Origin of the sequence: uncultured Romboutsia sp. (assembly GCF_958366745.1) — a bacterium.
Taxonomy (GTDB): Bacteria; Bacillota; Clostridia; order Peptostreptococcales; family Peptostreptococcaceae; genus Romboutsia; species Romboutsia timonensis.
Map to the genome: position 1 here is coordinate 1 of NZ_CATXCO010000014.1, position 24,639 is coordinate 24,639.

General features: G+C 29.3%; 25 protein-coding genes, 1 tRNA gene, 1 rRNA gene and 1 riboswitch. All 27 genes read right to left on the minus strand.

What is annotated here, in order from left to right; all coding sequences use genetic code 11:
• Positions 1–162 precede the first annotated feature (162 nt).
• On the minus strand, positions 163–747 hold the full coding sequence (locus Q5F54_RS02290; RefSeq protein ID WP_281537703.1) for a bifunctional precorrin-2 dehydrogenase/sirohydrochlorin ferrochelatase: 585 nt from the start codon (positions 745–747) through the stop codon (positions 163–165).
• A gap of 92 nt (positions 748–839) precedes the next feature.
• A complete protein-coding gene (gene hemB / locus Q5F54_RS02295) occupies positions 840–1,817 on the minus strand; it encodes a porphobilinogen synthase (RefSeq protein WP_277230458.1) in 978 nt (325 codons plus the stop codon).
• A 216-nt stretch (positions 1,818–2,033) separates the two neighbouring features.
• Entirely contained in the window at positions 2,034–3,542 is a 1,509-nt protein-coding gene (gene cobA / locus Q5F54_RS02300; protein ID WP_281537704.1) for a uroporphyrinogen-III C-methyltransferase, read from the minus strand.
• Positions 3,532–4,437 (minus strand): hydroxymethylbilane synthase, encoded by a 906-nt coding sequence (hemC, locus tag Q5F54_RS02305; protein ID WP_302333934.1) that lies wholly within the window; start codon positions 4,435–4,437, stop codon positions 3,532–3,534. Before hemC ends, cobA begins: the two co-directional genes overlap by 11 nt.
• Positions 4,438–4,467: 30 nt before the next feature.
• The gene (locus Q5F54_RS02310) at positions 4,468–5,187 is read right to left on the minus strand and encodes a cobalt-factor II C(20)-methyltransferase (protein ID WP_277230449.1); all 720 of its coding nucleotides are present in this window, start codon (positions 5,185–5,187) and stop codon (positions 4,468–4,470) included.
• A gap of 21 nt (positions 5,188–5,208) precedes the next feature.
• Positions 5,209–6,000: a sirohydrochlorin cobaltochelatase gene (locus Q5F54_RS02315; RefSeq protein ID WP_281537706.1), complete on the minus strand. Its 792-nt coding sequence runs from the start codon at positions 5,998–6,000 to the stop codon at positions 5,209–5,211.
• Between the two features lie 22 nt (positions 6,001–6,022).
• A complete protein-coding gene (locus tag Q5F54_RS02320) occupies positions 6,023–6,772 on the minus strand; it encodes a cobalt-precorrin-6A reductase (RefSeq protein WP_281537707.1) in 750 nt (249 codons plus the stop codon).
• Positions 6,769–7,494, minus strand: a complete 726-nt coding sequence (cobJ, locus tag Q5F54_RS02325) for a precorrin-3B C(17)-methyltransferase (RefSeq protein WP_302333935.1) — start codon at positions 7,492–7,494, stop codon at positions 6,769–6,771. Before cobJ ends, Q5F54_RS02320 begins: the two co-directional genes overlap by 4 nt.
• Positions 7,491–8,600 (minus strand): cobalt-precorrin 5A hydrolase, encoded by a 1,110-nt coding sequence (cbiG, locus tag Q5F54_RS02330; protein ID WP_302333936.1) that lies wholly within the window; start codon positions 8,598–8,600, stop codon positions 7,491–7,493. Before cbiG ends, cobJ begins: the two co-directional genes overlap by 4 nt.
• A complete protein-coding gene (locus Q5F54_RS02335) occupies positions 8,584–9,339 on the minus strand; it encodes a cobalt-precorrin-4 methyltransferase (protein WP_281537710.1) in 756 nt (251 codons plus the stop codon). Before Q5F54_RS02335 ends, cbiG begins: the two co-directional genes overlap by 17 nt.
• A gap of 1 nt (position 9,340) precedes the next feature.
• Complete coding sequence (locus Q5F54_RS02340) at positions 9,341–9,901, minus strand: decarboxylating cobalt-precorrin-6B (C(15))-methyltransferase (RefSeq protein WP_281537711.1); 561 nt, start codon at positions 9,899–9,901, stop codon at positions 9,341–9,343.
• A gap of 27 nt (positions 9,902–9,928) precedes the next feature.
• Positions 9,929–10,537 carry a cobalt-precorrin-7 (C(5))-methyltransferase gene (locus Q5F54_RS02345; RefSeq protein WP_281537712.1) on the minus strand — a complete coding sequence of 203 codons (609 nt, stop codon included), beginning with the start codon at positions 10,535–10,537 and terminating at the stop codon, positions 9,929–9,931.
• Positions 10,534–11,682: a cobalt-precorrin-5B (C(1))-methyltransferase CbiD gene (gene cbiD / locus Q5F54_RS02350; RefSeq protein WP_071121485.1), complete on the minus strand. Its 1,149-nt coding sequence runs from the start codon at positions 11,680–11,682 to the stop codon at positions 10,534–10,536. The genes Q5F54_RS02345 and cbiD overlap by 4 nt, the downstream gene beginning before the upstream one ends.
• A gap of 8 nt (positions 11,683–11,690) precedes the next feature.
• Positions 11,691–12,323, minus strand: a complete 633-nt coding sequence (locus tag Q5F54_RS02355; RefSeq protein ID WP_281537713.1) for a cobalt-precorrin-8 methylmutase — start codon at positions 12,321–12,323, stop codon at positions 11,691–11,693.
• Positions 12,299–13,198 carry a cobalamin biosynthesis protein gene (locus Q5F54_RS02360; protein WP_071121487.1) on the minus strand — a complete coding sequence of 300 codons (900 nt, stop codon included), beginning with the start codon at positions 13,196–13,198 and terminating at the stop codon, positions 12,299–12,301. The genes Q5F54_RS02355 and Q5F54_RS02360 overlap by 25 nt, the downstream gene beginning before the upstream one ends.
• A gap of 1 nt (position 13,199) precedes the next feature.
• A complete protein-coding gene (locus Q5F54_RS02365) occupies positions 13,200–14,270 on the minus strand; it encodes a histidinol-phosphate transaminase (protein ID WP_276705013.1) in 1,071 nt (356 codons plus the stop codon).
• Between the two features lie 10 nt (positions 14,271–14,280).
• Positions 14,281–15,228 carry an adenosylcobinamide-phosphate synthase CbiB gene (gene cbiB / locus Q5F54_RS02370; RefSeq protein WP_281537715.1) on the minus strand — a complete coding sequence of 316 codons (948 nt, stop codon included), beginning with the start codon at positions 15,226–15,228 and terminating at the stop codon, positions 14,281–14,283.
• A gap of 1 nt (position 15,229) precedes the next feature.
• Positions 15,230–16,633 carry a cobyrinate a,c-diamide synthase gene (locus Q5F54_RS02375; RefSeq protein ID WP_281537716.1) on the minus strand — a complete coding sequence of 468 codons (1,404 nt, stop codon included), beginning with the start codon at positions 16,631–16,633 and terminating at the stop codon, positions 15,230–15,232.
• A gap of 13 nt (positions 16,634–16,646) precedes the next feature.
• Entirely contained in the window at positions 16,647–18,182 is a 1,536-nt protein-coding gene (locus Q5F54_RS02380) for a cobyric acid synthase (protein ID WP_281537717.1), read from the minus strand.
• Between the two features lie 113 nt (positions 18,183–18,295).
• Positions 18,296–18,471: riboswitch (cobalamin riboswitch) on the minus strand.
• A gap of 12 nt (positions 18,472–18,483) precedes the next feature.
• On the minus strand, positions 18,484–19,086 hold the full coding sequence (locus Q5F54_RS02385) for a histidine phosphatase family protein (RefSeq protein ID WP_277230418.1): 603 nt from the start codon (positions 19,084–19,086) through the stop codon (positions 18,484–18,486).
• Positions 19,087–19,104: 18 nt separating this feature from the next.
• Complete coding sequence (cobS, locus tag Q5F54_RS02390; protein ID WP_281537718.1) at positions 19,105–19,869, minus strand: adenosylcobinamide-GDP ribazoletransferase; 765 nt, start codon at positions 19,867–19,869, stop codon at positions 19,105–19,107.
• 3 nt (positions 19,870–19,872) lie between these two features.
• The gene (gene cobU / locus Q5F54_RS02395; protein WP_281537719.1) at positions 19,873–20,433 is read right to left on the minus strand and encodes a bifunctional adenosylcobinamide kinase/adenosylcobinamide-phosphate guanylyltransferase; all 561 of its coding nucleotides are present in this window, start codon (positions 20,431–20,433) and stop codon (positions 19,873–19,875) included.
• A gap of 21 nt (positions 20,434–20,454) precedes the next feature.
• Complete coding sequence (gene cobT / locus Q5F54_RS02400; protein ID WP_281537720.1) at positions 20,455–21,501, minus strand: nicotinate-nucleotide--dimethylbenzimidazole phosphoribosyltransferase; 1,047 nt, start codon at positions 21,499–21,501, stop codon at positions 20,455–20,457.
• Between the two features lie 114 nt (positions 21,502–21,615).
• The gene (gene hemL, locus Q5F54_RS02405) at positions 21,616–22,911 is read right to left on the minus strand and encodes a glutamate-1-semialdehyde 2,1-aminomutase (RefSeq protein WP_277230408.1); all 1,296 of its coding nucleotides are present in this window, start codon (positions 22,909–22,911) and stop codon (positions 21,616–21,618) included.
• A 19-nt stretch (positions 22,912–22,930) separates the two neighbouring features.
• On the minus strand, positions 22,931–24,166 hold the full coding sequence (gene hemA / locus Q5F54_RS02410; protein ID WP_281537721.1) for a glutamyl-tRNA reductase: 1,236 nt from the start codon (positions 24,164–24,166) through the stop codon (positions 22,931–22,933).
• A gap of 124 nt (positions 24,167–24,290) precedes the next feature.
• A 5S ribosomal RNA gene (gene rrf, locus Q5F54_RS02415) occupies positions 24,291–24,407 on the minus strand.
• Positions 24,408–24,422: 15 nt separating this feature from the next.
• Positions 24,423–24,496 (minus strand) — tRNA-Gly (locus Q5F54_RS02420).
• Positions 24,497–24,639: the final 143 nt, after the last annotated feature.

The window sequence follows — 24,639 nt, forward strand, 5'->3', positions numbered from 1 at the left end:
TTTTTTAACTTCCTTAAGTTTATCAAAGTTATTTTTCTTTGTCAACTTATTTTTTAAAGTTTTTTCTTTTGTTTTGCCCTTTCCTTAAGGACAAGTATAACTATACCACCTTAAAATTGTATCGTCAACACTTTTTTACAAACTTTTTTTATTTTTTATTAATTAAAACTTATTTTCTAATGTTTTAAGTTCTTCCAAATCTAGATTTACCAGGTCTTTAAGCACTTTTTTTCTTTCAGAAATATTTTTGTAATTTTTTATAACTTTTTGTCTAATTTCACCTAATATATTTATATATTCTTCGTAACTATCATCATATTTTTCTTCTAATTCTTTTTTTATCTTTGATGATAATGAAGGACTTTTTCCTCCTGTAGATATGCTAATAAGTAAATCTCCTCTTTTCACATAAGAAGGAACTGTATAATTTGATAGTTTTATATCATCTACCACGTTAACTAGTTTGCCACAACTCCTACAATATATACCTATATTTTTATTTATTTCTTTATTATTTGTTGCTGCTACTACTATAAAGCTATCTTTGATATACTCTTCTTTATACACATCATAAATTAACTCTACGTTATTCTTAATTAATTCAAAACTATCAATAAATTCTGGAGAAACAACTCTAACACTCTTACCAAATTCTAAAAAATTCTTACATTTTCTATAAGCTACATCTCCTCCACCAATTATAGTTATTTTCATATCTTTTATTTCTAAATTAATAGGATATAACATTGTTAATCATTCCTCCCTATTATAATTAAAATGTGATGCCTTATAATAAAACATTTTAATTTATTTTAAAGCATCACATTATATAATCAAAACTATTTATTATCCCTTATCATTTTTGCTAAATCTTTTGCAAAATAAGTTATTATTATATCTGCTCCTGCTCTTTTTATAGACAAGATAGATTCATATATAGCTCCTTCACTTAATATTCCATTCTTAACTGCTGACTTAAGCATAGCGTATTCACCACTAACATTATAAGCAGCTAAAGGTAAATTATAATTATCTTTTACCCTTCTTATTACATCTAAATATGATAATGCAGGCTTAACCATTAATATATCTGCACCTTCTAATACATCAAGTTCTGCTTCTATTAATGCTTCATTAGTGTTTGCTGGATCCATTTGATAGGCTTTTCTATCTCCAAATGATGGTGCTGAATTTGCAGCTTCTCTAAATGGACCATAGAATGTAGATGCATATTTCACACTATAAGACATTATTGGTATATGTACAAATCCAGCTTTATCTAAAGCTTCTCTTATAGCTTTTACCCTTCCATCCATCATATCTGAAGGTGCAACCATGTCTGCACCTGCTTTTACATGACTTACAGCTATTTGTGCTAAATGCTCTAGTGTTTTATCGTTATCTACATATCCACCTTCAGTTAGTATCCCACAATGTCCATGACTAGTATATTCACACATACATACATCTGTAACTACATTCATATCTGGATCTATTTCTTTTATTTTTCTAACAGCCCTTTGAATTATTCCATTCTCGTTATACGCTTCACTACCACAAGCATCCTTCTCATGGTCATGTGGTATACCAAACAGTATAACATGTTCTATTCCTAAATCCTTTATTTCTTTTATCTCTTCCTCTAACATATCTAATGAGAAGTGATATACATCTGGTAAAGATGATATTTCTCGTTTTATATTTTCACCTTCTACTATAAATAAAGGATATATTAAATCTTCAATATTTAATTTAGTTTCTCTAACTAAATTTCTAGTAGCACTATTTATTCTTAGCCTTCTAGGTCTTCTTAACATTTATTTTTCCTCCATATAAAATTCACTTACCTTAAGCAACCTGTCTGATAAACACTTCATTTAACCAACAATATGCTATTACTTTAGTTTAAGATAAGTCCATTGCTCAAAGTAGTGTTTCATTAAAATTATCAATAACATATATATTTTATAAACTATCATTATATAAAAATATAAACCTCAATATATTATTGAGATTTATACTTTTTAACATACCTATTTATCATTCATTATAGAATCAATCATTCCATCTATAGTTGAAACTTCAGCTTCATTGTAAACATTTATATTTAAACTTTTAGCAGTTTGTGTAGTTATAGGTCCTATAGATATAACTTTTAATTCATTTAGCTTATCTATATTTTCTTTTCCTATTATATCTACAAAGTTTGTAACCGTAGATGAACTTGCAAATGTAATATAATCTGCTTCTCCTGAGTTTAATATATCTAATACTTCATCTTTTTTGCTATCATCTAGTACTGTTTCATATATGTGAACTTCTTTAACCTCACATATTTCACTTATTTTATCAACTAAAAAGTCTCTAGCATTTTTTGATCTAGGTATTAAAACTTTATCAGAATCTTTTAATACATCCTTCAATTCTTCAAATAGATATTCTGCAACAAATTTTTCTGGAACGACATCTGCCTTTATTCCTCTATTTTTTATTTCTTTAGCAGTAGCGGATCCTATAGCACAAACTTTTAAGTTTGCTAACACTCTACTATCAAGGTCCATTTCATCTAGCTTATCAAAGAATATATCAACAGCATTTTTACTTGTTAATATTAAGTATGTATAGTCTTTTATATTTTTTATTTCATTTTCTAAAGCTATATTATTTTCTATTTTTTCTATCTTTATAGTCGGTACTTCTATCGGATTTCCACCTAAATCAGATATTTTTGATACTAAAGAACTACTTTGAGTTCTAGATCTTGTAACTATTACATTTTTCCCAAATAGAGGCTTACTTTCAAAGAAGTTTAATTTATCTCTTAATTCAACTACATCTCCAACAGCTATAAGAGTTGGTGGCTTCACATTCTCCCTTACTGCAGTTTCATATACATTTTCTAATGTAGAAGTTATAACCCTTTGATTAGATCTTGTTGCCCAACTTATAAGAGCAACTGGTGTATCTTTTGATTTTCCTTCTTTTATTAAGTTAGAACTAATTTTTTGAAGGTTAGCTACCCCCATTAAGAATACTAATGTACCATTTGTATTAGCTAATGCATTCCAGTTTATTTCTGGATTTTCTTTGTCATCATCTCTTAAATGACCTGTTATAACATGAAAAGAAGATGCATAATCTCTGTGAGTTATAGGTATACCTGCATAACATAGCCCACCTATTGCTGAAGTTATACCTGGTACAACTTCAAACTCTATACCTTCTTCTTTTAAAAGTTCTCCTTCTTCTCCACCTCTGCCAAATACATAAGGGTCTCCTCCCTTAAGTCTTGTTACTATTTTACCTTCTTTAGCTTTATCAGCTATAACTCTATTTATATCATCTTGAGGAAGAGTGTGGTTACTTGATGCTTTACCTACATATATAAATTCACAGTTTTCCTTAGCTTCTTTTAGATAGTTTTTATTTGCTAATCTATCATAAACTATAACGTCTGCTTTTTTTATACACTCTAGTCCTTTTAAAGTTAATAATTTATAATCTCCTGGTCCTGCCCCTACTAAGTAAACTTTACCCTTCATAACGTTCATACTCCTTTGAAATTAGTTTAGCTAATTGTAGTCCTATTTCACGAGCTTCTGATGCTTTTCCACTTATAGTTTTTGTGATTAAATTGTTTCCCTCTTCATCTCCATATAAACCAGTTAGACTTATATTTTCTCCGTCAACATCACAATAAGCCCCTATAGGAATATGACAACTTCCATTTATTCCATCTAGAAATCCTCTTTCAGCTGCAACTTGTATTTCAGTTTCCTTATCTTTTAGTGAATTTATTATTTCTTCTATATCTTTACTATTTTCTCTAATTTCTATAGCTAAAGCACCCTGTGCTGGCGCAGGAATCATTATATCTTTAGGTATATAATAAGTTATTTTATCCTCAAGACCTACTCTTAAAAGTCCTGATGCAGCTAAAACTACTCCATCTAAGTTCTCATCTACTATCTTTCTAATTCTAGTATCAATATTTCCTCTTATCGGAACTATATTTAAATCTGGTCTATACTTTAATAGCTGATATTTTCTTCTTTTACTTCCTGTTGCAACTTTTGCTCCATTAGGTAAATCATTTATACTAGAGTATCCTTCCTTTAGTACAAGTACATCTCTAGCATCTTCTCTTTTAGGTATACTTGCAAATTTTAATCCTTTAGGTAAATTTGATGGCATATCTTTCATACTATGAACTGCCATATCTATTTGACCATCAATTAGCTGTTGTTCTATCTCTTTTACAAATAACCCTTTATCTCCTATTTTATCTAAACTGACATTTTGTATTAAGTCACCTTTAGTTTTTATAATCTTAGTTTCAAATTCAACTTCAGGATGTTTTTCTTTAAGTTTATTTATAACCCAATTAGTTTGAGTTACTGCTAACTTACTCCCCCTAGTTCCAACTATTATTTTCATAACTTCATCTCCTTTAGAGCTTACTATTAACTATCCTACTTTAACCTCTTTTTTAACCTCTTTATTAACTAGTATAGTTGAAAAGTAAGATATTTTCTCTTCTAAATTTAAATCTCTTAAATTCGTATATACTTCTTCTCTTTCTTGAGATGAATTACTTACTAATATAGAGTGCTCTATAAGACCATTCTTTTCTAATTTACCTATTATTTCTTTAAAATTCTTATAAACTTTCATTAATACTATTGAACTATAGTTTTCTAATGCATAGTCTATTTTTTCTTCTTCTATCGTACATGGTATTATTATTAATGGCTCTCTATCCATAACTAATGGGAAGTTTTGGTTAGATGCTATATTAGAGAATGAAGATATTCCAGGTATTGTCTCTACATCTATACTTCCTATAAGTCTTTCCATTATATATACATATGTGCTGTATATCATAGGATCTCCTAAAGTTACAAACCCTACATTCTTTCCAGCTCTTACATCTTCTACTATTTCATCAGCTATTTGATTCCAAGCTAATATCTTCTCTGCATCATTAAAGTTCATTGGAAAATGTCTTGACTTTATTTCTAAACCATCTGGTAAATATTTACTTACTATTGATAAAGCTAAGCTTTCTCCACCTTTTTTAGCTTCTGGCGTATATAATGTATCTAAATTTTGTAAAGTTTCTACTGCTTTTATTGTTAGTAATGAACTATCCCCTGGCCCTGTACCTATTCCATAAAATTTTGCCATCTCAAATCTCCTCCTAATTAATTAACATATATCTTCTAGTTTTTCTACACAATTATGTGCATGTCTCATAAATTTATCTTGAATACAAGGATTCTCTCCTAATCCTTGTAAGTGTATTTTTACTTCAAATCCATGACTTTCAAATATACTCTTCCAAGAGTCTTCTTCATCTCCAGCCATGTCATTTATCGCATGGTCTCCTGCTACTAGCATAAATGGCATTAAGTTTACTGTTTTTATATTATTTGCTTCTAATCTTCTTATAACGTGTTCTATCTCTGGATATCCTTCAACTGTTCCAACATATGCATTTATACCTGAATCTCTTAACATATATTCTAAAGCTGGATATGTTGAATGTGATTCATGAAACGTTCCATGCCCCATAAATACAACAGCCTCTTGCTCGTTCATCTTTGGTATTTGATTTTCTATAGCTTCTACTGTTTCTTTATAGTCTTCTATATATGTCAATAATGGTCTACCTAGTATTATCTTTTCAAACTTATATTTATAGCTTTCAACTTGTTCTTTTAACTTATTGAATTCTTCTCCACATATTATATGAAGTGTTTGAACTATAACTTCTTGATATCCTTCTTTATATAATCTATCCAATGCTTCTATTGGATTTTCTATGTGTAAACCATCTCTATTTTTTAACTTTCTTATTATCATATTAGAAGTAAACGCTCTAAAAAAATCGTATCCTTCTAATCCTTCTTTTATTTTCTTTTCACAAGCTTCTATAGTTTTTTCTCTAGTTTCTTTATAACTTGTACCAAAGCTTACTACTAAAACTGCCTTTTTCATACTCGCTCCACCTTGCCTAAATTTATAATAACTTTTCTAATTCATCTATCTCATTTACTACTAGCGGGTAGTTTATTTTTTCTCTTGTTATGATTACTACTGGTATCTGAAGTGTTTCACAAGCATTGACCTTTTCTAAGAACCCACCAGCAATACCACTTTCTTTAGTTACTACTATATCTACATTATAATGTTTATAAAATTCTTCATTTATACTTTGACTAAAAGGTCCCTTCATAGCAATTATATTGTCTGCATTTAGACCTACACTTTCACAACTTAGTATTACATCACTAGTTGGTAAAACTCTTACTATTAAGTTTCTATCTGGTATAAGTTCAACTATTTTAGGTAAGTTTTTACTTCCAGTTCCTATAAATATGTTTCTTCCTTTTTCTCTAGCTATTTTACATGCCTCTTCTATACTACTTACTATATATTTATTTTCATAAGATATATCCTCTATTAAAGATTTTCTCTCATATCTTAAGTAATCTATATTTAATTCCTTTGCACACTGTATAGCATTTTTAGATACTTCAATAGCATAAGGATGAGTAGCATCTATAATTTTATTTATATTATTTTTTTCTATAAACCTTACCATATCTTCCTTTGTAAGCTTACCTGTAATTACATTTTTAGCATGTTTTCTTGCAAGATCCTCTCCGTAACTTGTTGTCACAGAAAGTGTATATGGTAAATCTTCATATTTATTTATTCTGTCGCATATCTCCAAGCTGTCTGATGTTCCACCTAAAACTAAAATCATACAGTATAACCTCTTGGAGTTATCATTAAGTCATCATGTATGAATGTAGATTTATTTCCTACCACTACCATAGTAGTCATATCAACCCTTTCAAAGTCCATAGTATCGAAAGTACATACAAACTTTTCTTCTTTTGCTCTTCCTACATCTTTAACTATTCCAACAGGAGTATTTCCATCTTTAAATTCTCCCATTATTTCAAAAGCTCTAGCTAAATGCTCACTTCTTCCTTTACTTCTTGGATTATACAGACAAACTACGAAATCAGCTTCTGCAGCTAATCTTAATCTTTTTTCTATGACATCCCATGGAGTTAATAGATCACTTAAACTTATATGACAAAAATCATGCATTATTGGTGCACCAAGTATTGCAGCGGCACCTATACTAGCAGTAACTCCTGGTACAACCTTAACATCTATGTTTTGTTCTTCTTTAGCAGTAAGTTCTAATATAAGACCTGCCGTTCCATATATCCCAGCATCTCCACTACTTATAACTGCAACCTTTTTACCAGTCTTAGCTATTTCAACAGCCTCTCTACATCTATCGATTTCTTGTCTCATACCATTTTGTACTACTTCTTTACCTTCTATAAGATCTGTTATTAAGTTTATATAGGTCTTGTAACCTACTATAACTTCAGCATCCTTTATTGCATCTATACATTGCATTGTCATTAATTCTTTGCTTCCTGGTCCTATACCTATAACATATATCACTTTGACACCCTCCCAACAGAAATTGTTATTCCTTTATATTTATGTTTTTCAATTATCAAATTTCCTTTACTTAATATATAAGCAACAGGCTCTGAAACGCAGTATACTCCTACATTTTTCTTTACAAACTCTGATTTTTCAAATAAATAATCCACTTTCGATATTTCATTTGTCGAAACAGTTTTAAATGGTACAGATAAATTTTCTGCTAAATCAATTATTGCTTTTTCATCATGCTTTATATCTATGCTTCCTATTTCTTTAATTGATTTAATATGAATGTTATATCTTTTTAATAAATCATCTAAAGACTCTTTTAAAAGATCACTGTCTGTATTTCTTCTACATCCAATGCCTATAACTCTATCTTTTGGAATAACTTTTATAATTTTTTCTTCTAATTGTTTTTGATTTATACAACTGTCTTTATACTTATCGATGTAATCTCTAAAAAAATCATTTTTATTTGTTATTACTACTATCTTTGCAATACTATCTGTATTTTCAAGATTAGCTAAAACTTTAAATCCTCTAGTATCTACATCGTATTTTCCATCTATATAAATACCAACATCTTGATTGTTAACTAGCATAGCATTTACATCTTTTACGTTATCTCTAAAATCATCTATATGTGCATCTAATTCTTTTGCAATCATATCTAAAGCTGACTTTTTATTTACATCGGTAGCCGTTGTTATTACTGGATTTGCATTTATCAGCTCACTTATACGTTTAGTCATTTCATTAGCTCCGCCCATATGACCACTAAGTAAACTTATAACATTTTCTCCTTTTTCATCTGTGACCATTATTGCTGGGTCACTAAATTTACTAACTATGTATGGTGCTATAACCCTTACAACTATTCCTGTAGCCATTATAAATAGTATATATTGATAGTCTTTAAATAACTTTTCTGTTAATACACTAAGTTTTTCTTTAACCAAAAATATGTTTTTGGATTCATTTTCTAGTTGTAGCTTATTTTTCTTATTACTAACTATATAAACATGACTATCTTTTATCAGCGTTTGAATTTTTAATGCTAAGTTTTTTCCATTTTCAGTTATACAAACTATAGCAATATTAACCTCTGTACTCATGTTTAAAATCCTTATCATATAGCTTAGAGTTCTTATACTCTTTTCCTAAAAATCTCCCTACTAGTATTAAGGCAGTTTTTCTTATATTATTTTCTCTAACCTTTTGAGCTATATCTTCTAATGTACCTTTTACTATCTTTTCATCTGCCCAAGTAGCTTTATAAACAACAGCTATCGGAGTATCCATTGGGTATCCACCTGTATGTAATCTTTCTACAACTTTTTCTATATCATGTACCGATAAAAATATTGCCATAGAAGTTTGATGTTGTGCGTAAGATTCTATAGATTCTTTAGATGGTACAGGAGTTCTTCCTTCCATCCTTGTTATTATTACACTTTGAGATATTTCTGGTACTGTATATTCTACACCTAATGCTGATGCCGCACCTAAGAATGAACTTACTCCTGGTGTACAATCATAATCAATATCTAACTTAAATAACTCCTCAACTTGTTCTCTTATTGAACCATATATAGAGAAATCTCCTGTTTGTAATCTAACAACTGATTTATCTTCTCTTATACCTCTTGCCATTACATCAATTATTTCTTGTAAATCCATGTGTGCACTGTTGTGTATTTCACACCCTTCTTTACAATATTCTAAAAGCTCTGGATTAACTAAAGAACCAGCATATATTACTATATCTGCATTACTTAAAAGCTTATATCCTTTTAATGTTATTAATTCTTTATCACCAGGACCTGCCCCAACGAAATGTATTTTATTTGTCATATTACTCACTCCCCTTCTCACAAGATATTATATAAATAGGATTTAAAGGCTTGAAATATTCTCCTCTTCCTAATTTTTCTAACTTAGATATATTCATTACTGAAACATCTATATTTTCAAATCCATATTCTCTTAGCAGTCTTAAAGTTTCATTAAATGTTTCTACTATAATGAAGTTTGCCACTAATCTTCCACCTGGAACTAATTTTTCCTTAGACCAAAGTAATATTTCATTTAGTCTATTACCTGTTCCTCCAAGAAAAATAGCATCAACTTCTCCTTCTATATCTATTGGTGCATAAGCTTTTATAACTTCCACATTCTTTAAATTAAACTTCTCAACGTTTTTATTTATCAAATCTAATGCATCATCATTTCTTTCTATAGATATTACCTCTAGGTTAGGATAGTTGTACGCAGCCTCAACACTTACGCTACCTGTTCCAGCTCCGACATCTATAAACCTTTTAGCATTTACTAGATCTAGTTTCATTATAGATACTGCCCTAACTTCTTCTTTTGTTATAGGCACTCTACCTGTTATAAAATCACTATTTTTCATACATAATCTCCACTAAATAACTGTATTTTAATTTTTATCTAATATAACCACTACACACATATCAAAATCTTCTAAATTCAATATATCTTCTGGACTACCTATAGTTATTCTTTCATTGTCATAAGATAGGTTTTCGCCAACTACAATTGTCTTTTCTAGATTTCTATCTAGTATTTGCTTACAAATCTCCTTTGGACCTATTATCTTATCTGTAACCATACATACTTTCTTGTGCGAAAGTACATAATCAAAGTCTGGAGTTTTCCCATGACTACTTGTTATATATAAATCATTCATATCTATATGTACTTTCGAAAATATATATTGAAGAGAACTAATACCAGACACTATATTTAAATCTTCTTTATCAATATTTTTAGAAAGATATCTACCTATACCATATATAAGTGGGTCACCTGATGCTATTACAGATATTTGCTTATGTTTATTATTATTTATATACTCTACTATTTCTTTTAAATTAGATGATATTTCTATTTTTTCTCCTTCAAAATCTATAATAGATTCTAAATTTCTTTTCCCACCTATTACTACATCTGAATTTTGAATTAGTTTTTCACCTAATTTAGTTATATAGTCAGTGTTTCCTGGTCCTAACCCTATGACATTTATCATCTAAATACCTCCACTAGACTATCTGTATTATCTGATTTACCAAGTAATGTTTTATCCATAGAGAACATTATTACCTCTACCTCTGTATCATCATCACCTAAATATTGCTTTACTTTATATCTACATTTGTTGCTTACTTTATCATAAAACTCTGTATAGTTATTTTCATTTATTACTTCAACAGCTTCTTCAGCGGTTAAGCATTCATTTATTTTCTCTAGTAAATCATATGGTGCTTTCATTAAAGCCAAATTAGATATTAGTATCTCGCTTCTAGCATCTGCAACCTTACTATGAGTATTAAATATCCCAGCAGATAATTTTATAAACTTACCTATATGACCTGCCATAAGTATCTTTTTATACCCCATACGTTGAGCTTCTTTAAGCATATATCCTATGAAATTACTAGTTCGTACTACATATTTCATGTCTAAATTAAGTTTCTCTCTAATAAACTGTTCTCCATGATTTCCTGGAACTAAAATTATTTTATCTAAGCCTTGCTCTTTTTTCATTTTTAGCTCTATTGATAAGGACTTCTTCCAGCCTTCATCACTCATTGGCTCAACGATTCCAGTTGTACCTATAATAGATATACCACCTATTATCCCTAATCTTGGATTAAATGTTTTTTTAGCTATCTCCTCACCTTTAGGAGCAGATATTGTTATCTTTAAAGATTTGCCTTCTCCTAAAGTAGCACTTATATCCTCACCTATAACTTTTCTAATTTCATAATTTATCATTTTCATAGGTGTTGGATTGATAGCTGCTTTACCTACTTCTACACTTAATCCTTTTTTAGTAACTACTCCTATTCCATATCCACCACAAACTATAATGTCTTCACCATTTTCTCTATCAATAATTTCTGCCTTTGCATAAATGTCCATAGTGTGAGTTGCATCAATATCATCTCCACCATCTTTTTTTATTGAACATTCAACATAATCATTATTTAAAGATATATTTTGAACATCTAATGTCAATGGAATTCCTTTTGGAGTATCTATGTTTATAGTTTTTATTTTCTTTTTAGTTAAAAGCATATAAGTAGCGGCTTTTGATGCAGCTGTAGCGCAAGAACCTGTAGTATATCCTCGTCTATACTTTTTACCATCTATGTATACATACTCTTCCATAACTTTACCTACATAGCATATAAAATAGCATTTATTATCGCCGCCGCTAGGTTACTACCACCTTTTCTACCTTTTGAGATTATATAAGGTATATCAGTTTTTTCTAATTCATCTTTAGATTCTGCTGCCCCTACAAATCCAACTGGAACACCTACAATAGCATCTAAATTTAATTCTTTCGAATCTCTCATTTCCATAGCTTTGTATAAAGCTGTTGGTGCATTACCAAATACAAATAATTTTCTTCCTGTATCTCTTGCTGCTATCTCAACTGCTGCCATAGAACGAGTTATTCCTTTTTCTTTAGCTAAATTTGCAGTTTCCTCTTCCGCCACTAAACATCTATATTTACAGCCTAAAGCATCTAATTTTCTTTTATTTATTCCACTTAAGGCCATGTTTGTATCTGTATATATAGTTGCATTATTTTTTAATGCATCAACTATATTTTCAACTGCAGTATCAGATATCTTTAATATATCTAAATATTCAAAGTCTGCAGTTGTATGTATTGAACGCTTTATTATTTTTTCTTCTATTTCATTTTTAAACTTATAACCAGGTCTTATCTCATCTATTATTTCCTGTATCATTATGAAACTTTTTTCTTCTATCATCATAGGATTTTTGATGTATTCCATGTTTGTTCACCTCTAATTCCACCATCAATTATATTTGATGTGTACATTTTTTTATAAACTGAATCGAGTCTTTCATTTTTTAACAACTCTATTAACCTAGTATCATTCATAGATTTATCTATTAGTATGCCTACAACAGTTCCGCTATGAGCAACATTAACTCCATAGGCTCCATAATTTTTAGATATCTCTATTATTTTCTCTAGGCCTTCTTTTTTGTGTATACTTTCATTAGCTAAACTACTAAAAGTACTCGCTTTTCCAATTTTATGCATATCATTACTCTTTATGCCTTCTTCTAAGAGGCTAAAAGAGATTTTTATAATTTCTTTATTTTGTGTCTTTATTTTTTTATAATTTGGAGTTTTTCTAATCCTCATGGTATTTAAAGTGCTATTAGGTTCTAATATCACTACTCTTAAATCCTTAACATTGCCTAAATACCTTATCACTTCACCATTTAAAGGATTAAAAATACTATTTTTTTCTATATATATAGAGTCTGTTGGCTCTATAGTAGACGCTAGCTTTGCTATTTCTTCACTACTTAATTCTTTTTTTATTAATCCTAATGTTGCTCCTATTGTTGCTCCTATATCTGCAGTAGAACTTGCCATACCTTTACCAACAGGTATTTTACTTCTTATTTTTAAAGATATATTCTTACTCTCTTCAACAGGTATGTTAAACTTTTTAAATACTGCTTCTATAGCTTTTCTAGACTTTAACGGTCCAAGATTTATATTATTCAACTTTTCCTCAACCTCAGCAGTAGAGTATAAATCCACTGCATATGAGCAGAGATATTCTGCTCTATCCATTACACCTTGAACAAATTCGCCGCAAGATGCTGGACAAATTCCATAATATTTCATATTAATCACCCAATAGTTTTTTCATATGTCTTATAAGAAGTTCATTTTCTTTATGAGACTTTATCGCTATCCTTATATATCTATCATCTAATCCGATAAAATTCGAAGCATCTCTTATAAGAATATTTCCTTCTCTTAACAATTCAACTTTTATTTCCTTTGCCCTTTTGTCATTAAGTCTAATTAATATAAAATTTGTATCTGTATCATATACGTGTATGCTATTTATAGATTTTAGCTCTGATAACATAAAGTTACGTTCATCTATATAATACTCTTTACTATCCTCTATATATTTCTGATCTTTAAATATATAGTTAGATAAAGTATCTGCAAAAGAATTTATTGTCCAAGGTTCTTTATAGTTATATATTTTTTCTATTATGTCATTATTGCTTGTTAGGCCATATCCAAGTCTTATTCCTGGAAGTCCAAAAAATTTTGTAACAGCTTTAAGTATAAATAAATTTGGATACTTCTCTACATATTTAACTAAGCTATATTTCTCTTCTTCTTCAACAAATTCCATAAAAGTTTCATCTACTATTAATAACTTATTATTATCTACTATAATATCTAAAAGTTTTTCTAAGTTTTTAACCTTCCCATTTGGGTTATTAGGATTGCATACAAATAAACTATCAAATTTATTAATATTTTCTTTTATATTATTTAAATCTATTTCAAACTCATTACTTTCATCTAAATTTAAATTTATTACATCTAAATTGTTAAGTCTTGCACTTCTTTCATATTCAGAAAAAGTAGGATTTAATATAGCAATCCTTTTATCTATACTTTTCATAAGCAAGTAAATTATTTCAGTTGCTCCATTTCCAGGTATTATAAATTCTGGTCTTACATCTATATACTGAGATATATTATTTCTTAGATTTGTATATTTAATATCTGGATAGCTTCTACTTTCTTGTAATCCTTCTAATATATATTCCTCTAGTCCTTGAATTACGTTTGGGTTTATATTAGAACTAAAATCAATTATATCTTTAGGGTTTTTGTTATACATTCTTGCCATTTGTTCTACATTAGCACCATGTCCTAAGTCTTTCATATATGCCCCCTTAGTATAAAAATTTGAAAATTATAGTAAATACAACTATCGATGTTATTGATGTTGCATACATTATTTTATTTGTTTTTACTATGTCATCAACTTCTATCTCTCTATGCTTATCTCCTATAGTTGGTTTGTATACTGCTTTTCCAAAGTATATATTTGTTCCACCTAATTGAATTCCTAATGCTCCAGCAACTGCTCCTTCTGGATAAGCACAGTTTGGACTCTTATGATTTTTTCTATCTCTTATAGATATTTTTAATGCGTCTTTATAGTTATATTTCAATATAAAGCTTCCGATTGCCATTAATATAGATGATATTCTAGCTGGTATAAAGTTTGCTATATCATCAATTTTAGCTGATGCAAATCCTATGTCCTTATATTTATCATTTTTATATCCTACTGTAGAATCTAAAGTATTTATTGCTTTATATGCCATCGCTAATGGTGCTCCACCTATGAAAGCATAAAACATAGGTGCTATAATTCCATCTACAGTATTTTCTGCTACTGTTTCTACAGTTGCCCTTATTATCTCGCCTTCATCTAAATGTGTTGTATCTCTTCCAACTATATAAGATACTTGAACTCTTGCTTTTTCTATATCTTTAGTTTTTAATACCTCATATATTTTCACTGCTTCATCTTTTAAGCATTTAGTAGCTAGTGTTGTATAAATCAAGAATGAGTTTGCTATTAAAAAACCGCCTGGAATCAAGCTACTTAATTTAACTATTAAATATGTAACAAAATAAGTTACTCCAACTGTAATAAACCATAGAATAAATCCACCTATTTTTAATGCTTTATCATTCTTTGCTACTTTTCTTATTCGATCTTCAGTTATTTTTATTAATTTTCCAATAAATCTAACAGGATGAGGAAAAGAATATGGATCTCCTATAATCAAATCGATTATATAACCTATATAAATAGATAGTATATTCATATTAATTCTCTTCCTTTACTAATAATTTCTCTTTATTTAAGTCATTTTGGTGCTTACCCAAAAACTTCTCTATGCAATTTAAGTTGTTGTAGAAATGAGTATGTAAATATGTAGCTAGTGTATTTCCTTTGCTATATCCACCTTCCCACTCATCAACAATTTTTTTATCTCTTTCCTTCTTCATTATATAAGCACATTCTTCTTCACTCTCAAATACAGAATGGTGGAATTCATGTCCTTTTATTACTTCTCCTACATTTGATAAGATTGTATCTTCTTTGGCAATTCCGTAGCAATATCCAAACCTTCTTAAAGATTTTGTCATTTTACTAGTGCCTTTTAAAATTCCAACCATATCGTATTCGTTTTCATTTTGGTCTACAAGTTTTTCACCTAAATACATTAGCCCACCACATTCAGCATATATTGGAATGTTTTTTTCATGAGCGTTTCTTATAGATTCCCTCATAGATTTGTTTAGCTCTATTTCGTTTGCAAATATCTCAGGGAATCCTCCACCAATATATATATAATCAGATATAGGTACTTCTTTATCATTTAATGGACTAAAATATTTTATATTTAATCCTAAATCTTCAAGAAGCTCTATGTTTTCTCTATAATAGAAGTTAAAACCTTTATCATAAGCTATAGCTATAGTCTTATTTTCTAATTTATTTTTTTCTATAAAGTCTCTTATATCAAATTCACTTTCAACTTCTTCAGTTTCTGAAATTTCTATTATCCTATCTATATCTATGTACTTTTCTATTTCATCTGCTAAGTTACTGAATTTCGTCTTTAAAGATTCTATTTCAACACTTGGTACTAATCCTAAGTGTCTTGACTCTAATGAAAATTCATTATTTGGTGGGAAGTATCCTAAAACTTCTATATTACAATATGTTTCTATAGCTTTTTTTATTATTTCATAGTGTGATTTAGTTTTTACGTTATTAACTATTACACCTTTTATATCAACATTCTTATCAAGCTCTTTGTATCCAAGTACCATAGCTGCGCTAGATGCTGCCATAGCTTTTCCATTTATAACAAGTATAACTGGAGCCTTTAAAAGTTTTGATGTATAAGAACTTGTGCAATTATCTAAATCGATTCCAATACCATCATATAGACCCATAACACCTTCAACTACTGATATATCTGCATCTTTAGATGCATCATTAAATACATACTTTATCTTTTCATCATCTAACATATATGAATCTAAGTTTCTAGAATGTCTTCCTGTTATAAAAGTGTGATATGAAGGATCTATATAGTCTGGTCCAACCTTATATGGCTGAACTTTCATATTTCTTTTAGTAAGAGCTTGCATTATTCCTAGTGAGATAGTGGTTTTACCTACACCACTATTCGTCCCTGCTATTAAAATCTTTTTCATAAGCTTCACCTAACTATAAAATTTTATTTTCATGTTCTGTCATTATTTCATAAATCTTTTGTATATCTAAGTTCTCTCTTAATAAATCTGCCAATTTGTCATATTCATTTTGCTTAAATTCATCAAAAGAAGTTACATTACTTTGTAATTTTTCTAATCCTTTTTCTTCTCTTATACTATTTAAAAGTTCTCTAGTAAAATCTATTTCATCAAATATTCCATGAATATATGTACCTACTACATTTCCATTTTTATTTATACTACCTTCTAGATAGCTAACTTCTTCTCCTAGCTTTTTATCAATTAAGTTTAAATAAGATACTTCACTTCCAGGCTTACTTATTCCCATATGTATTTCATAACCTTTTACTCTTTTACCAGATAAGTTTTTCATGTATCCTGAAAGATTTGGGTATATTATTGCTTCTACTTGAGTAGTTGTCTTTTCTTTTTCAAATATAGTTTCTGTATCTAAAAGGCCTATACCATCTATCTCTTCAATTTCTCCTTCTACATGATAAGGATCTTTTATTTTCTTTCCTAGCATTTGGTAACCCCCACAAATACCAAATATTAATTTGCCTCTTTTTTGTAGCTCCTTTATTTGTTCCTCTAGTCCATTTTCTCTTATATACTTTAGGTCATCTATTGTACTTTTACTTCCCGGAATGATAACTATATCTGGATTACTTAAAGCTTCTCCATACCCTACATATCTGACGCTTACATCATTTTGTGTTTCAAATATATTAAAATCTGTAAAGTTAGACATATGAGGAGTTCTTATTATTTCTATGTGTATGTCTCTTTTTCCTTGTACTGCCTTGAATCTAGTTGTAACACTATCTTCATCTTCTATTTTTATATCGCTATATGGTATAACTCCAAGGACAGGAACATTTATTATTTCCTCTAGCATTTTTATACCTTCTTCTAAAAGTTCCTTTCTTCCTCTAAATTTATTTATTATTACACCTTTAACTCTTCTTCTTTCTTCTTCACTTAGTAGCATCATAGTACCTGCAAGTGATGCAAATACACCACCCCTATCTATATCTCCTACTATTATTACTGGTGCATCTGCAATCTCTGCCATACCCATATTAGCTATATCATGCTCTCTTAGATTTATCTCGGCTGTACTTCCCGCACCTTCCATTACAACGATGTCATAGTTATTGCTAAATTCACTGAATATAGTCTTTAATTCTTTAGCTAGTTGAGGTTTATATGTATGATACTTGGAAGATGCCATATCTTCTCTTACTTTACCTCTAACTATAACTTGGCATCTATGGTTTCCAGATGGCTTTAAAAGTATAGGATTCATATCTGCAACTGGATCTATACCACAAGCTTCGGCTTGGAATACTTGAGCTCTTCCCATTTCAAGACCTTCCTTAGTTATAAAAGAATTTAATGCCATATTTTGAGATTTAAATGGAGCAACACTATATCCATCTTGTTTAAATATCCTGCATAATCCTGCTGTTAATATACTTTTCCCAACATTTGATGCAGTTCCTTGTAGCATGATTTTTTTGCCCATTGCTCAGTTTTCCTCCTTTAAATATTCAGAATATTAAAAAAAGTCCTAACACTTGTAAGTTAGGACTTTTTTTTATACATTATATATTATAAAAATCTTCACCCCGAGATTTATTTAGTAAAATTAAATTAGGCAGGTATCCTGGCTCGACTTCATCCTACTCCTATACCTTCCCATCATATTGACAGTGGTAACTTTAGTTTCGTCCATCTTACAGTAGCGGGGGCTGCAAAGGATTTTCACCTTTTTCCCTATTAATCTCGAAAGAACCTAATTCAATATAATATTCTATTTTTAGTAATTATATAAAGCTAGTATTATTCATAGCAGTTATAACTGTAAACCCATCTTGTACTTCTAAAATTGTAACTGATCCATTATCAATTTTAAAGTTCCAATGATACTTATAGCTATTTGATATTAAATAAGTTATTATATTTCTTATTGTTCCTCCATGAGAACAAATAAGAATTGTTCTATCATCATTATTAGAGATAATATTATCTAATTCAATACAAACTCTATTGTATGAATCTATTAAACTCTCTCCATTAGGATATTTGTACTCATATCCTTTTTCTATCATATCTTGAAATTCTTTAGGATATTTATCTTTTATTTCATCAAAAGTTAATCCTTCAAAATCTCCAAAACTTATTTCTTTTAAACTTTCTTTTTCTATAATTTCTATAGATTTTAATTCAGATAATTTTTTTACAGTATCTTTAGTTCTAGAAGATGTTGTAGTGTAAATTTTATCTATATCAAAATCCTTTAAGTAATTTGTAATCTTATCTATTTGCTCTTTTCCTTCTTCACTTATAGAGCTATCTATATGTCCAGATAATCTACTTTTTTGATTATCTACTGTTAGAGCATGTCTAACTAATATTAATTTTACCATATTTCACCTCGTTGAGGGCTATATTAATAATAAATATATACAAAATAAATATATAAGCTCTCCAAGTTCTATTGTACAACCTAGTATATCACCCGTTACTCCATCAATTTTTTTGTATATATGTTTTTTGAATAAATTATTAAATACGAATAATATAATAATCGTACTTATTAACATCATTGCTTCAAACGTTGAAGCTAAGAATATTAATTTTGATATTCCTATTATTAATATTATTGTATATAGTATAGCAATAGTAAACATTGATGTACTTGCTTTTCCTATAAATAAATTTCCCATTCCATTTTCTCTAGGAGTTACTGTTTTATACATCATAACAATTACTCCAAGTCTTGCCACTACGGGCATAAATATTACAGTCCAAAGTAGACTGTTATTTATTATGCTATATATGAATCCTATTTTTAATAATATTAAAAACATAATGGCCAAAAGAGAATTTGTACCTAATCTAGAATCTTTCATAATTTCTAGCATTCTTTCTTTGTCTCTATAACTATATATAGCATCAAAAGTATCTCCTAATCCATCTATATGTAGTCCACCGGTTAATATGACTAATGCTAATGTTACTATTATTGATGTTATGAATGAATCAAAAAATATGCCAGATACTAAACCTATAATATATATTAATACCCCTAGTACCAGTCCAACTAAAGGAAAATATGTTATGGTTTTATGAAATTCTTCATCAAATCCAGTATCTATATTTATTGGTATCCTAGTCATAAATTGAAGTATAGAAATAAATCTTTTCATAATCTACCCCTTTATCTTCATAGGAATTCCACTTACCACAAAATATACCTCATCACTATGAGTTGCTATTTGTTGATTTATCCTTCCTATAATATCTGTATATATTCTAGTTAATTTATTTATAGAAACTCCACCTAATCCTAATTCATTTGTAACTATCACAAAATATAAATTAGTCTTTTTTATTTCTATAAGTAATTTTTCAACTTGTTCTTTTATATATTTTTCTAATCCATTTATTTCATCTTGTGTCGAATTATCTATATCTATTTCGTATGTAAACATTAAATTATTAACCAATAAAGTAACACAATCAAGTATTACTGTTTTGTGTTCTTTAGAAATATCATTTATTATAGTGTATATATCTTTGTATATTTCATAAGTTTTCCAATTTTGTGGTCTACTTTCTTTATGCTTTTTAACTCTCTCTTTCATTTCATCATCAAATGGAATCGATGTTGCTATATAAGCAGTATTATTATTTTGGTCTTTACATAGCTTCTCTGCAAAATTACTTTTTCCAGATCTTGCTCCACCTGTTACTAATATAACTTTGCTCATTTTTTTCTCCTAACTAAAACACTATCTACCCATATCTACTTCATCAAATGTAGCCATATTTTCATATGTGTAATTTGCTGCCTCTATTATATTAAATGCAAGAGCCGCTCCACTACCTTCTCCTAACCTCATTCCCATATTTAAAACTGGTTCTAAGTTTAATATTTTTAAAGCTCTCTGTGTTCCTGGCTCTGCTGATGAATGTGATGCTATCATATATTCTCTAGTTTTGAGATTGATTTTATATGCAAGTAATGCAGCTGCATAAGATATAAATCCATCTAAAACCACAGGTATTCTATTAGCACTACATCCTAGTATAACTCCAGCCATACCACCGATTTCAAAGCCACCTACTTTAGATAGTATATCTATTGCATCTTCTGGATTTGGTTTATTTAGTTCTATAGATTTTCTTATTGTATCTGCCTTAAATTTAACTCTTTCTTTTTTTAATCCTGCTCCAATACCAGTTACATCCTCTGGATCACAATTATCTATTACAGATATTATCGCGCTACTTGGTGTAGTATTGCATATACCCATTTCTCCAATACCTATTAAGTTATATCCTTTTTTTATAGAATCCTCAGCCATTTCAATACCTATTTCTAAACATCTAATAGCCTCTTCTCTCGTCATAGCTGGACCCTTTGCCATATTTGATGTACCTTTTCTTATTTTGTAATTAAGTACACCTTCTAATTCATGGTCACAGTTTACACCAATATCTACAGCTACCACATCAGCTCCTACAAACTTACTTATTACACCTACTCCACATATTCCTTTTGTAAAGTTTGGTAATTGCATATATGTTATACTTTGAGGGTCTGGTGCTACACCTTCTTCATAAACTCCATGATCTGCTCCAAAAGCTATAACTACTTTTTTAGAAGTATCAAAATATTTGCTTTTATGTATTCCTGCTAATTGCATGCAAATATCTTCCATCTTACCTAAACTACCTTGAGGCTTTATTAATCTATCTAGTCTTTTTTTAGCTTGTTCAATAGAAGTCTTATTTAAAGAGTCTATATTATTTACTGTACTTTCTAATATACTCATTTTCATCCCACCTTAGCATATTAATTAAAGTGACTATCTAAAGTAGATTTTTTGATATAACTTCTGTCAAAATATATCTATAAATCTATTTTTAGATAGCCTCTTAAATTCTAATTATATATTATGAGCAACTTTTAAAGCTTCATAGCTTGCATTTATTGTATATTCTATATCTTCATCTGTATGTGCATTTGATAAGAACATAGCTTCAAATTGAGTTGGAGCTAATAATACTCCTCTTTTTATTAGTTCTTCAAAATATTTATTAAATTTAGGAACATCACATTTTTTAACATCATCATAGTTGTTTATAGGTCCTTTTGCAAAGAATAAACAAACTAACGAACCTGCTCTATTTACTGTATAATCTAATCCTAACTTTTCTATATTAGCTTTTAGTCCTTGTTCTAATTTTATAGCTTTTCTTTCTAGCTCTTCATATATATTTGGGTTGTCTCTTAATATTTCTAAATTCTTTTTCCCCATATACATTGCTAGAGGATTTCCTGATAGTGTACCTGCTTGATAAACTGGCCCTACCGGAGATACCATGCTCATTATTTCTTTAGTTCCTCCATAAGCTCCAACTGGAAGACCTGCCCCTATTATTTTTCCGAAACAAGCCATATCGGGTTTTATTCCAAAGTATCCTACTGAACTATTATAATTTAATCTAAATCCAGTTATTACTTCATCAAATATTAAAACAGTTCCATATTCCTTAGTTATATCTCTTAATAGTTGTAAGAATTCTTTTGTTCCTGGAACAACTCCCATGTTTCCTGCTACAGTTTCAACTATTACAGCTGCAATCTCATGACCTTGCTCTTTGAATATGTTTTTTACTTCATCTAAGTCGTTATATCTACATACTAAAGTATCTTTTACAACATCTGATGGTACACCAGGACTTGTCGGAACTCCATATGTTATTGTTCCTGAACCAGATTTAACTAATAGTGCATCTGAATGTCCATGATAACATCCTTCAAACTTTAATATTTTATTTCTATTTGTATATGCTCTAGCTACTCTTAATGCACTCATAGTAGCTTCTGTTCCTGAATTTACCATACGAACTTGATCTATTGCAGGATAAGCTTCTACTACTAATTTAGCCATTTCAACTTCTATTGCAGTTGGTACTCCATAGCTTGTTCCCCTATATACAACTTCTTCTATTCCTTCTACTATTTCCTTCGGACTATGACCTAACATAAGTGGTCCCCAAGAACAAATATAGTCTATATACTCATTTCCATCTACATCATATATTCTACTTCCATGAGCTCTTTCTATAAATATTGGGTCTAATCCAACTGATTTAAAAGCTCTTACTGGACTGTTAACCCCTCCTGGTATGTATTTAGTTGCTTCTTCATATATCTTTAGTGATTTTTCATTTTTCATCTATATGTCCTCCTAAATTTTAAAGTTCAAACAACTCTTCGACTAACTTTATATACTCTTCTCTCTTACCTTTATCCTTTGTTTGCTTTAAATTTATTATCGGTTCTCTTATTAATCTTTTTAATGCAGATGTTAACATCTTATCGATAATTTTTTTATCTCTATTGTTAAGATTAGTTTTTCTATATATGTATTCTAATGTATCTTCTCTAATCTCTAAACATTTATCATTTAATGATTCAATTGTAGGGTCAATTTTGATTGAGTCTAGCCATTCTGTAAACTCTATAATTTTTTCAGATATCATCTCATATCCTATTTTAGCTAGCTCTTTTCTCTTTTTATCATTCTTATCATGAATATCTTTTAAGTTATCTATATCATATACTTCTATATTATCTAATTCATTTATCTTAGTATCTATATCTCTTGGAAGTGCAATATCCATCATAAATATTTTTCTTTGAATTTCAGGCATTTCATCATATTTTATGATCATATGTGGAGATGCAGTAGCACTGATTACTATGTCAACATCATTCATTACTTTATATCTGTCTTCATATCTTATAGGAACTATATTCTTAAATTCGCTTTCTAATTCTATTACTTTTCCATGACTTCTATTTGATACATATATTGTATCTAGTTTTTCTTCTTCTAAGTACTTCATTGTAAGCCTATTCATCTTACCAATACCTATAACTAAAGCTTTTTTACCTTCTAAATTACCAACTTTATTTTGTAAAAATTTTATACCTATATAGCTTATAGATAAAGGCTGATGCGATATTTTTGTAGTATTTTTTATATCTTTAGCTATATTTACAGCTTCTCTAAATAATTTATTAAATATCTTTTTGCTAGAACCAAGTTGCATAGAGAAATCATGTGCATCTTTCACTTGTCCAAGTATCTGATCTTCACCTAAAACTATAGAATCTAGACCTGATGCTACTTTAAATAGATGTTCTATTGCCGAAGTATATTTTTTAGAAAATAAATATTCTTTTATACCTTTTGCATTAAAAAATTCTTCATAAAAATCTTCTACCAATTTAATTTTTTCATCTATGTTCTTTGCCTGGATATAAATTTCACTTCTATTACAAGTAGAAAGTATTACTACCTCTTCTATATCTCTATCTAGGAAGTAGTTTATCGCCTCTATCTTTTGTATATCCGTAAAAGAAACATGTTCTCTTATATTGATTGGAGCTAGATTATGATTTATCCCTATAACACCTATATTCATGCCCAACCTCCAAGCTAATTAATTATTTATATTCACTCATATAGTATAGCACTACTATCTCTTCTTTGTAAATTTAACCATCTATTTTTATAATTTAATTATTTTTTTGTATAAAAAAAAGACTACGTGGCTACGTGCTACTCTCCCAGGCGGTTGCCCACCAAGTACCATCGCCGCTAAAGAGCTTAACTTCTGTGTTCGGTATGGGAACAGGTGTATCCTCTTTGCTATAATAACCACATAATCTTATTTAAATTGGAGCGGGTGAAGGGGATCGAACCCTCACAGCCGGCTTGGAAGGCCGGAACTCTACCATTGAGCTACACCCGCATAAGTTTTAGAGTTAGTACTCTGAAAACTGCATATCATTTAAGATTTATCATTTTATTTTAGCAACCGGAATGTTTGATTCGGTTGCCGATATAAACCTTTAGGTTTATTTTTTGGTCAAGTCCTCGACCTATTAGTATCGA

Excerpts from the sequence above, each read along its gene's own strand:
- Q5F54_RS02315 (WP_281537706.1), bottom strand. The coding sequence starts at position 6,000 with ATGAAAAAGGCAGTTTTAGTAGTAAGCTTTGGTACAAGTTATAAAGAA.
- hemC (WP_302333934.1), bottom strand. The coding sequence starts at position 4,437 with ATGAAAATAATAGTTGGAACTAGGGGGAGTAAGTTAGCAGTAACTCAA.
- hemL (WP_277230408.1), bottom strand. The coding sequence starts at position 22,911 with ATGAAAAATGAAAAATCACTAAAGATATATGAAGAAGCAACTAAATAC.
- Q5F54_RS02375 (WP_281537716.1), bottom strand. The coding sequence starts at position 16,633 with ATGAAAAAGATTTTAATAGCAGGGACGAATAGTGGTGTAGGTAAAACC.
- cobS (WP_281537718.1), bottom strand. The coding sequence starts at position 19,869 with ATGAAAAGATTTATTTCTATACTTCAATTTATGACTAGGATACCAATA.
- Q5F54_RS02310 (WP_277230449.1), bottom strand. The coding sequence starts at position 5,187 with ATGGCAAAATTTTATGGAATAGGTACAGGGCCAGGGGATAGTTCATTA.
- Q5F54_RS02335 (WP_281537710.1), bottom strand. The coding sequence starts at position 9,339 with ATGACAAATAAAATACATTTCGTTGGGGCAGGTCCTGGTGATAAAGAA.
- Q5F54_RS02355 (WP_281537713.1), bottom strand. The coding sequence starts at position 12,323 with ATGGAATACATCAAAAATCCTATGATGATAGAAGAAAAAAGTTTCATA.
- Q5F54_RS02345 (WP_281537712.1), bottom strand. The coding sequence starts at position 10,537 with ATGATAAATGTCATAGGGTTAGGACCAGGAAACACTGACTATATAACT.
- cbiB (WP_281537715.1), bottom strand. The coding sequence starts at position 15,228 with ATGAATATACTATCTATTTATATAGGTTATATAATCGATTTGATTATA.
- cbiG (WP_302333936.1), bottom strand. The coding sequence starts at position 8,600 with ATGAGTACAGAGGTTAATATTGCTATAGTTTGTATAACTGAAAATGGA.
- Q5F54_RS02320 (WP_281537707.1), bottom strand. The coding sequence starts at position 6,772 with ATGATTTTAGTTTTAGGTGGAACATCAGACAGCTTGGAGATATGCGAC.
- cobU (WP_281537719.1), bottom strand. The coding sequence starts at position 20,433 with ATGAGCAAAGTTATATTAGTAACAGGTGGAGCAAGATCTGGAAAAAGT.
- Q5F54_RS02365 (WP_276705013.1), bottom strand. The coding sequence starts at position 14,270 with ATGAAAGACTTAGGACATGGTGCTAATGTAGAACAAATGGCAAGAATG.
- cobA (WP_281537704.1), bottom strand. The coding sequence starts at position 3,542 with ATGAAGGGTAAAGTTTACTTAGTAGGGGCAGGACCAGGAGATTATAAA.
- hemB (WP_277230458.1), bottom strand. The coding sequence starts at position 1,817 with ATGTTAAGAAGACCTAGAAGGCTAAGAATAAATAGTGCTACTAGAAAT.
- Q5F54_RS02380 (WP_281537717.1), bottom strand. The coding sequence starts at position 18,182 with ATGGGCAAAAAAATCATGCTACAAGGAACTGCATCAAATGTTGGGAAA.
- Q5F54_RS02290 (WP_281537703.1), bottom strand. The coding sequence starts at position 747 with ATGTTATATCCTATTAATTTAGAAATAAAAGATATGAAAATAACTATA.
- hemA (WP_281537721.1), bottom strand. The coding sequence starts at position 24,166 with ATGAATATAGGTGTTATAGGGATAAATCATAATCTAGCTCCAATCAAT.
- cobT (WP_281537720.1), bottom strand. The coding sequence starts at position 21,501 with ATGAGTATATTAGAAAGTACAGTAAATAATATAGACTCTTTAAATAAG.
- Q5F54_RS02360 (WP_071121487.1), bottom strand. The coding sequence starts at position 13,198 with ATGAAATATTATGGAATTTGTCCAGCATCTTGCGGCGAATTTGTTCAA.
- Q5F54_RS02340 (WP_281537711.1), bottom strand. The coding sequence starts at position 9,901 with ATGAAAAATAGTGATTTTATAACAGGTAGAGTGCCTATAACAAAAGAA.
- cbiD (WP_071121485.1), bottom strand. The coding sequence starts at position 11,682 with ATGGAAGAGTATGTATACATAGATGGTAAAAAGTATAGACGAGGATAT.
- Q5F54_RS02385 (WP_277230418.1), bottom strand. The coding sequence starts at position 19,086 with ATGGTAAAATTAATATTAGTTAGACATGCTCTAACAGTAGATAATCAA.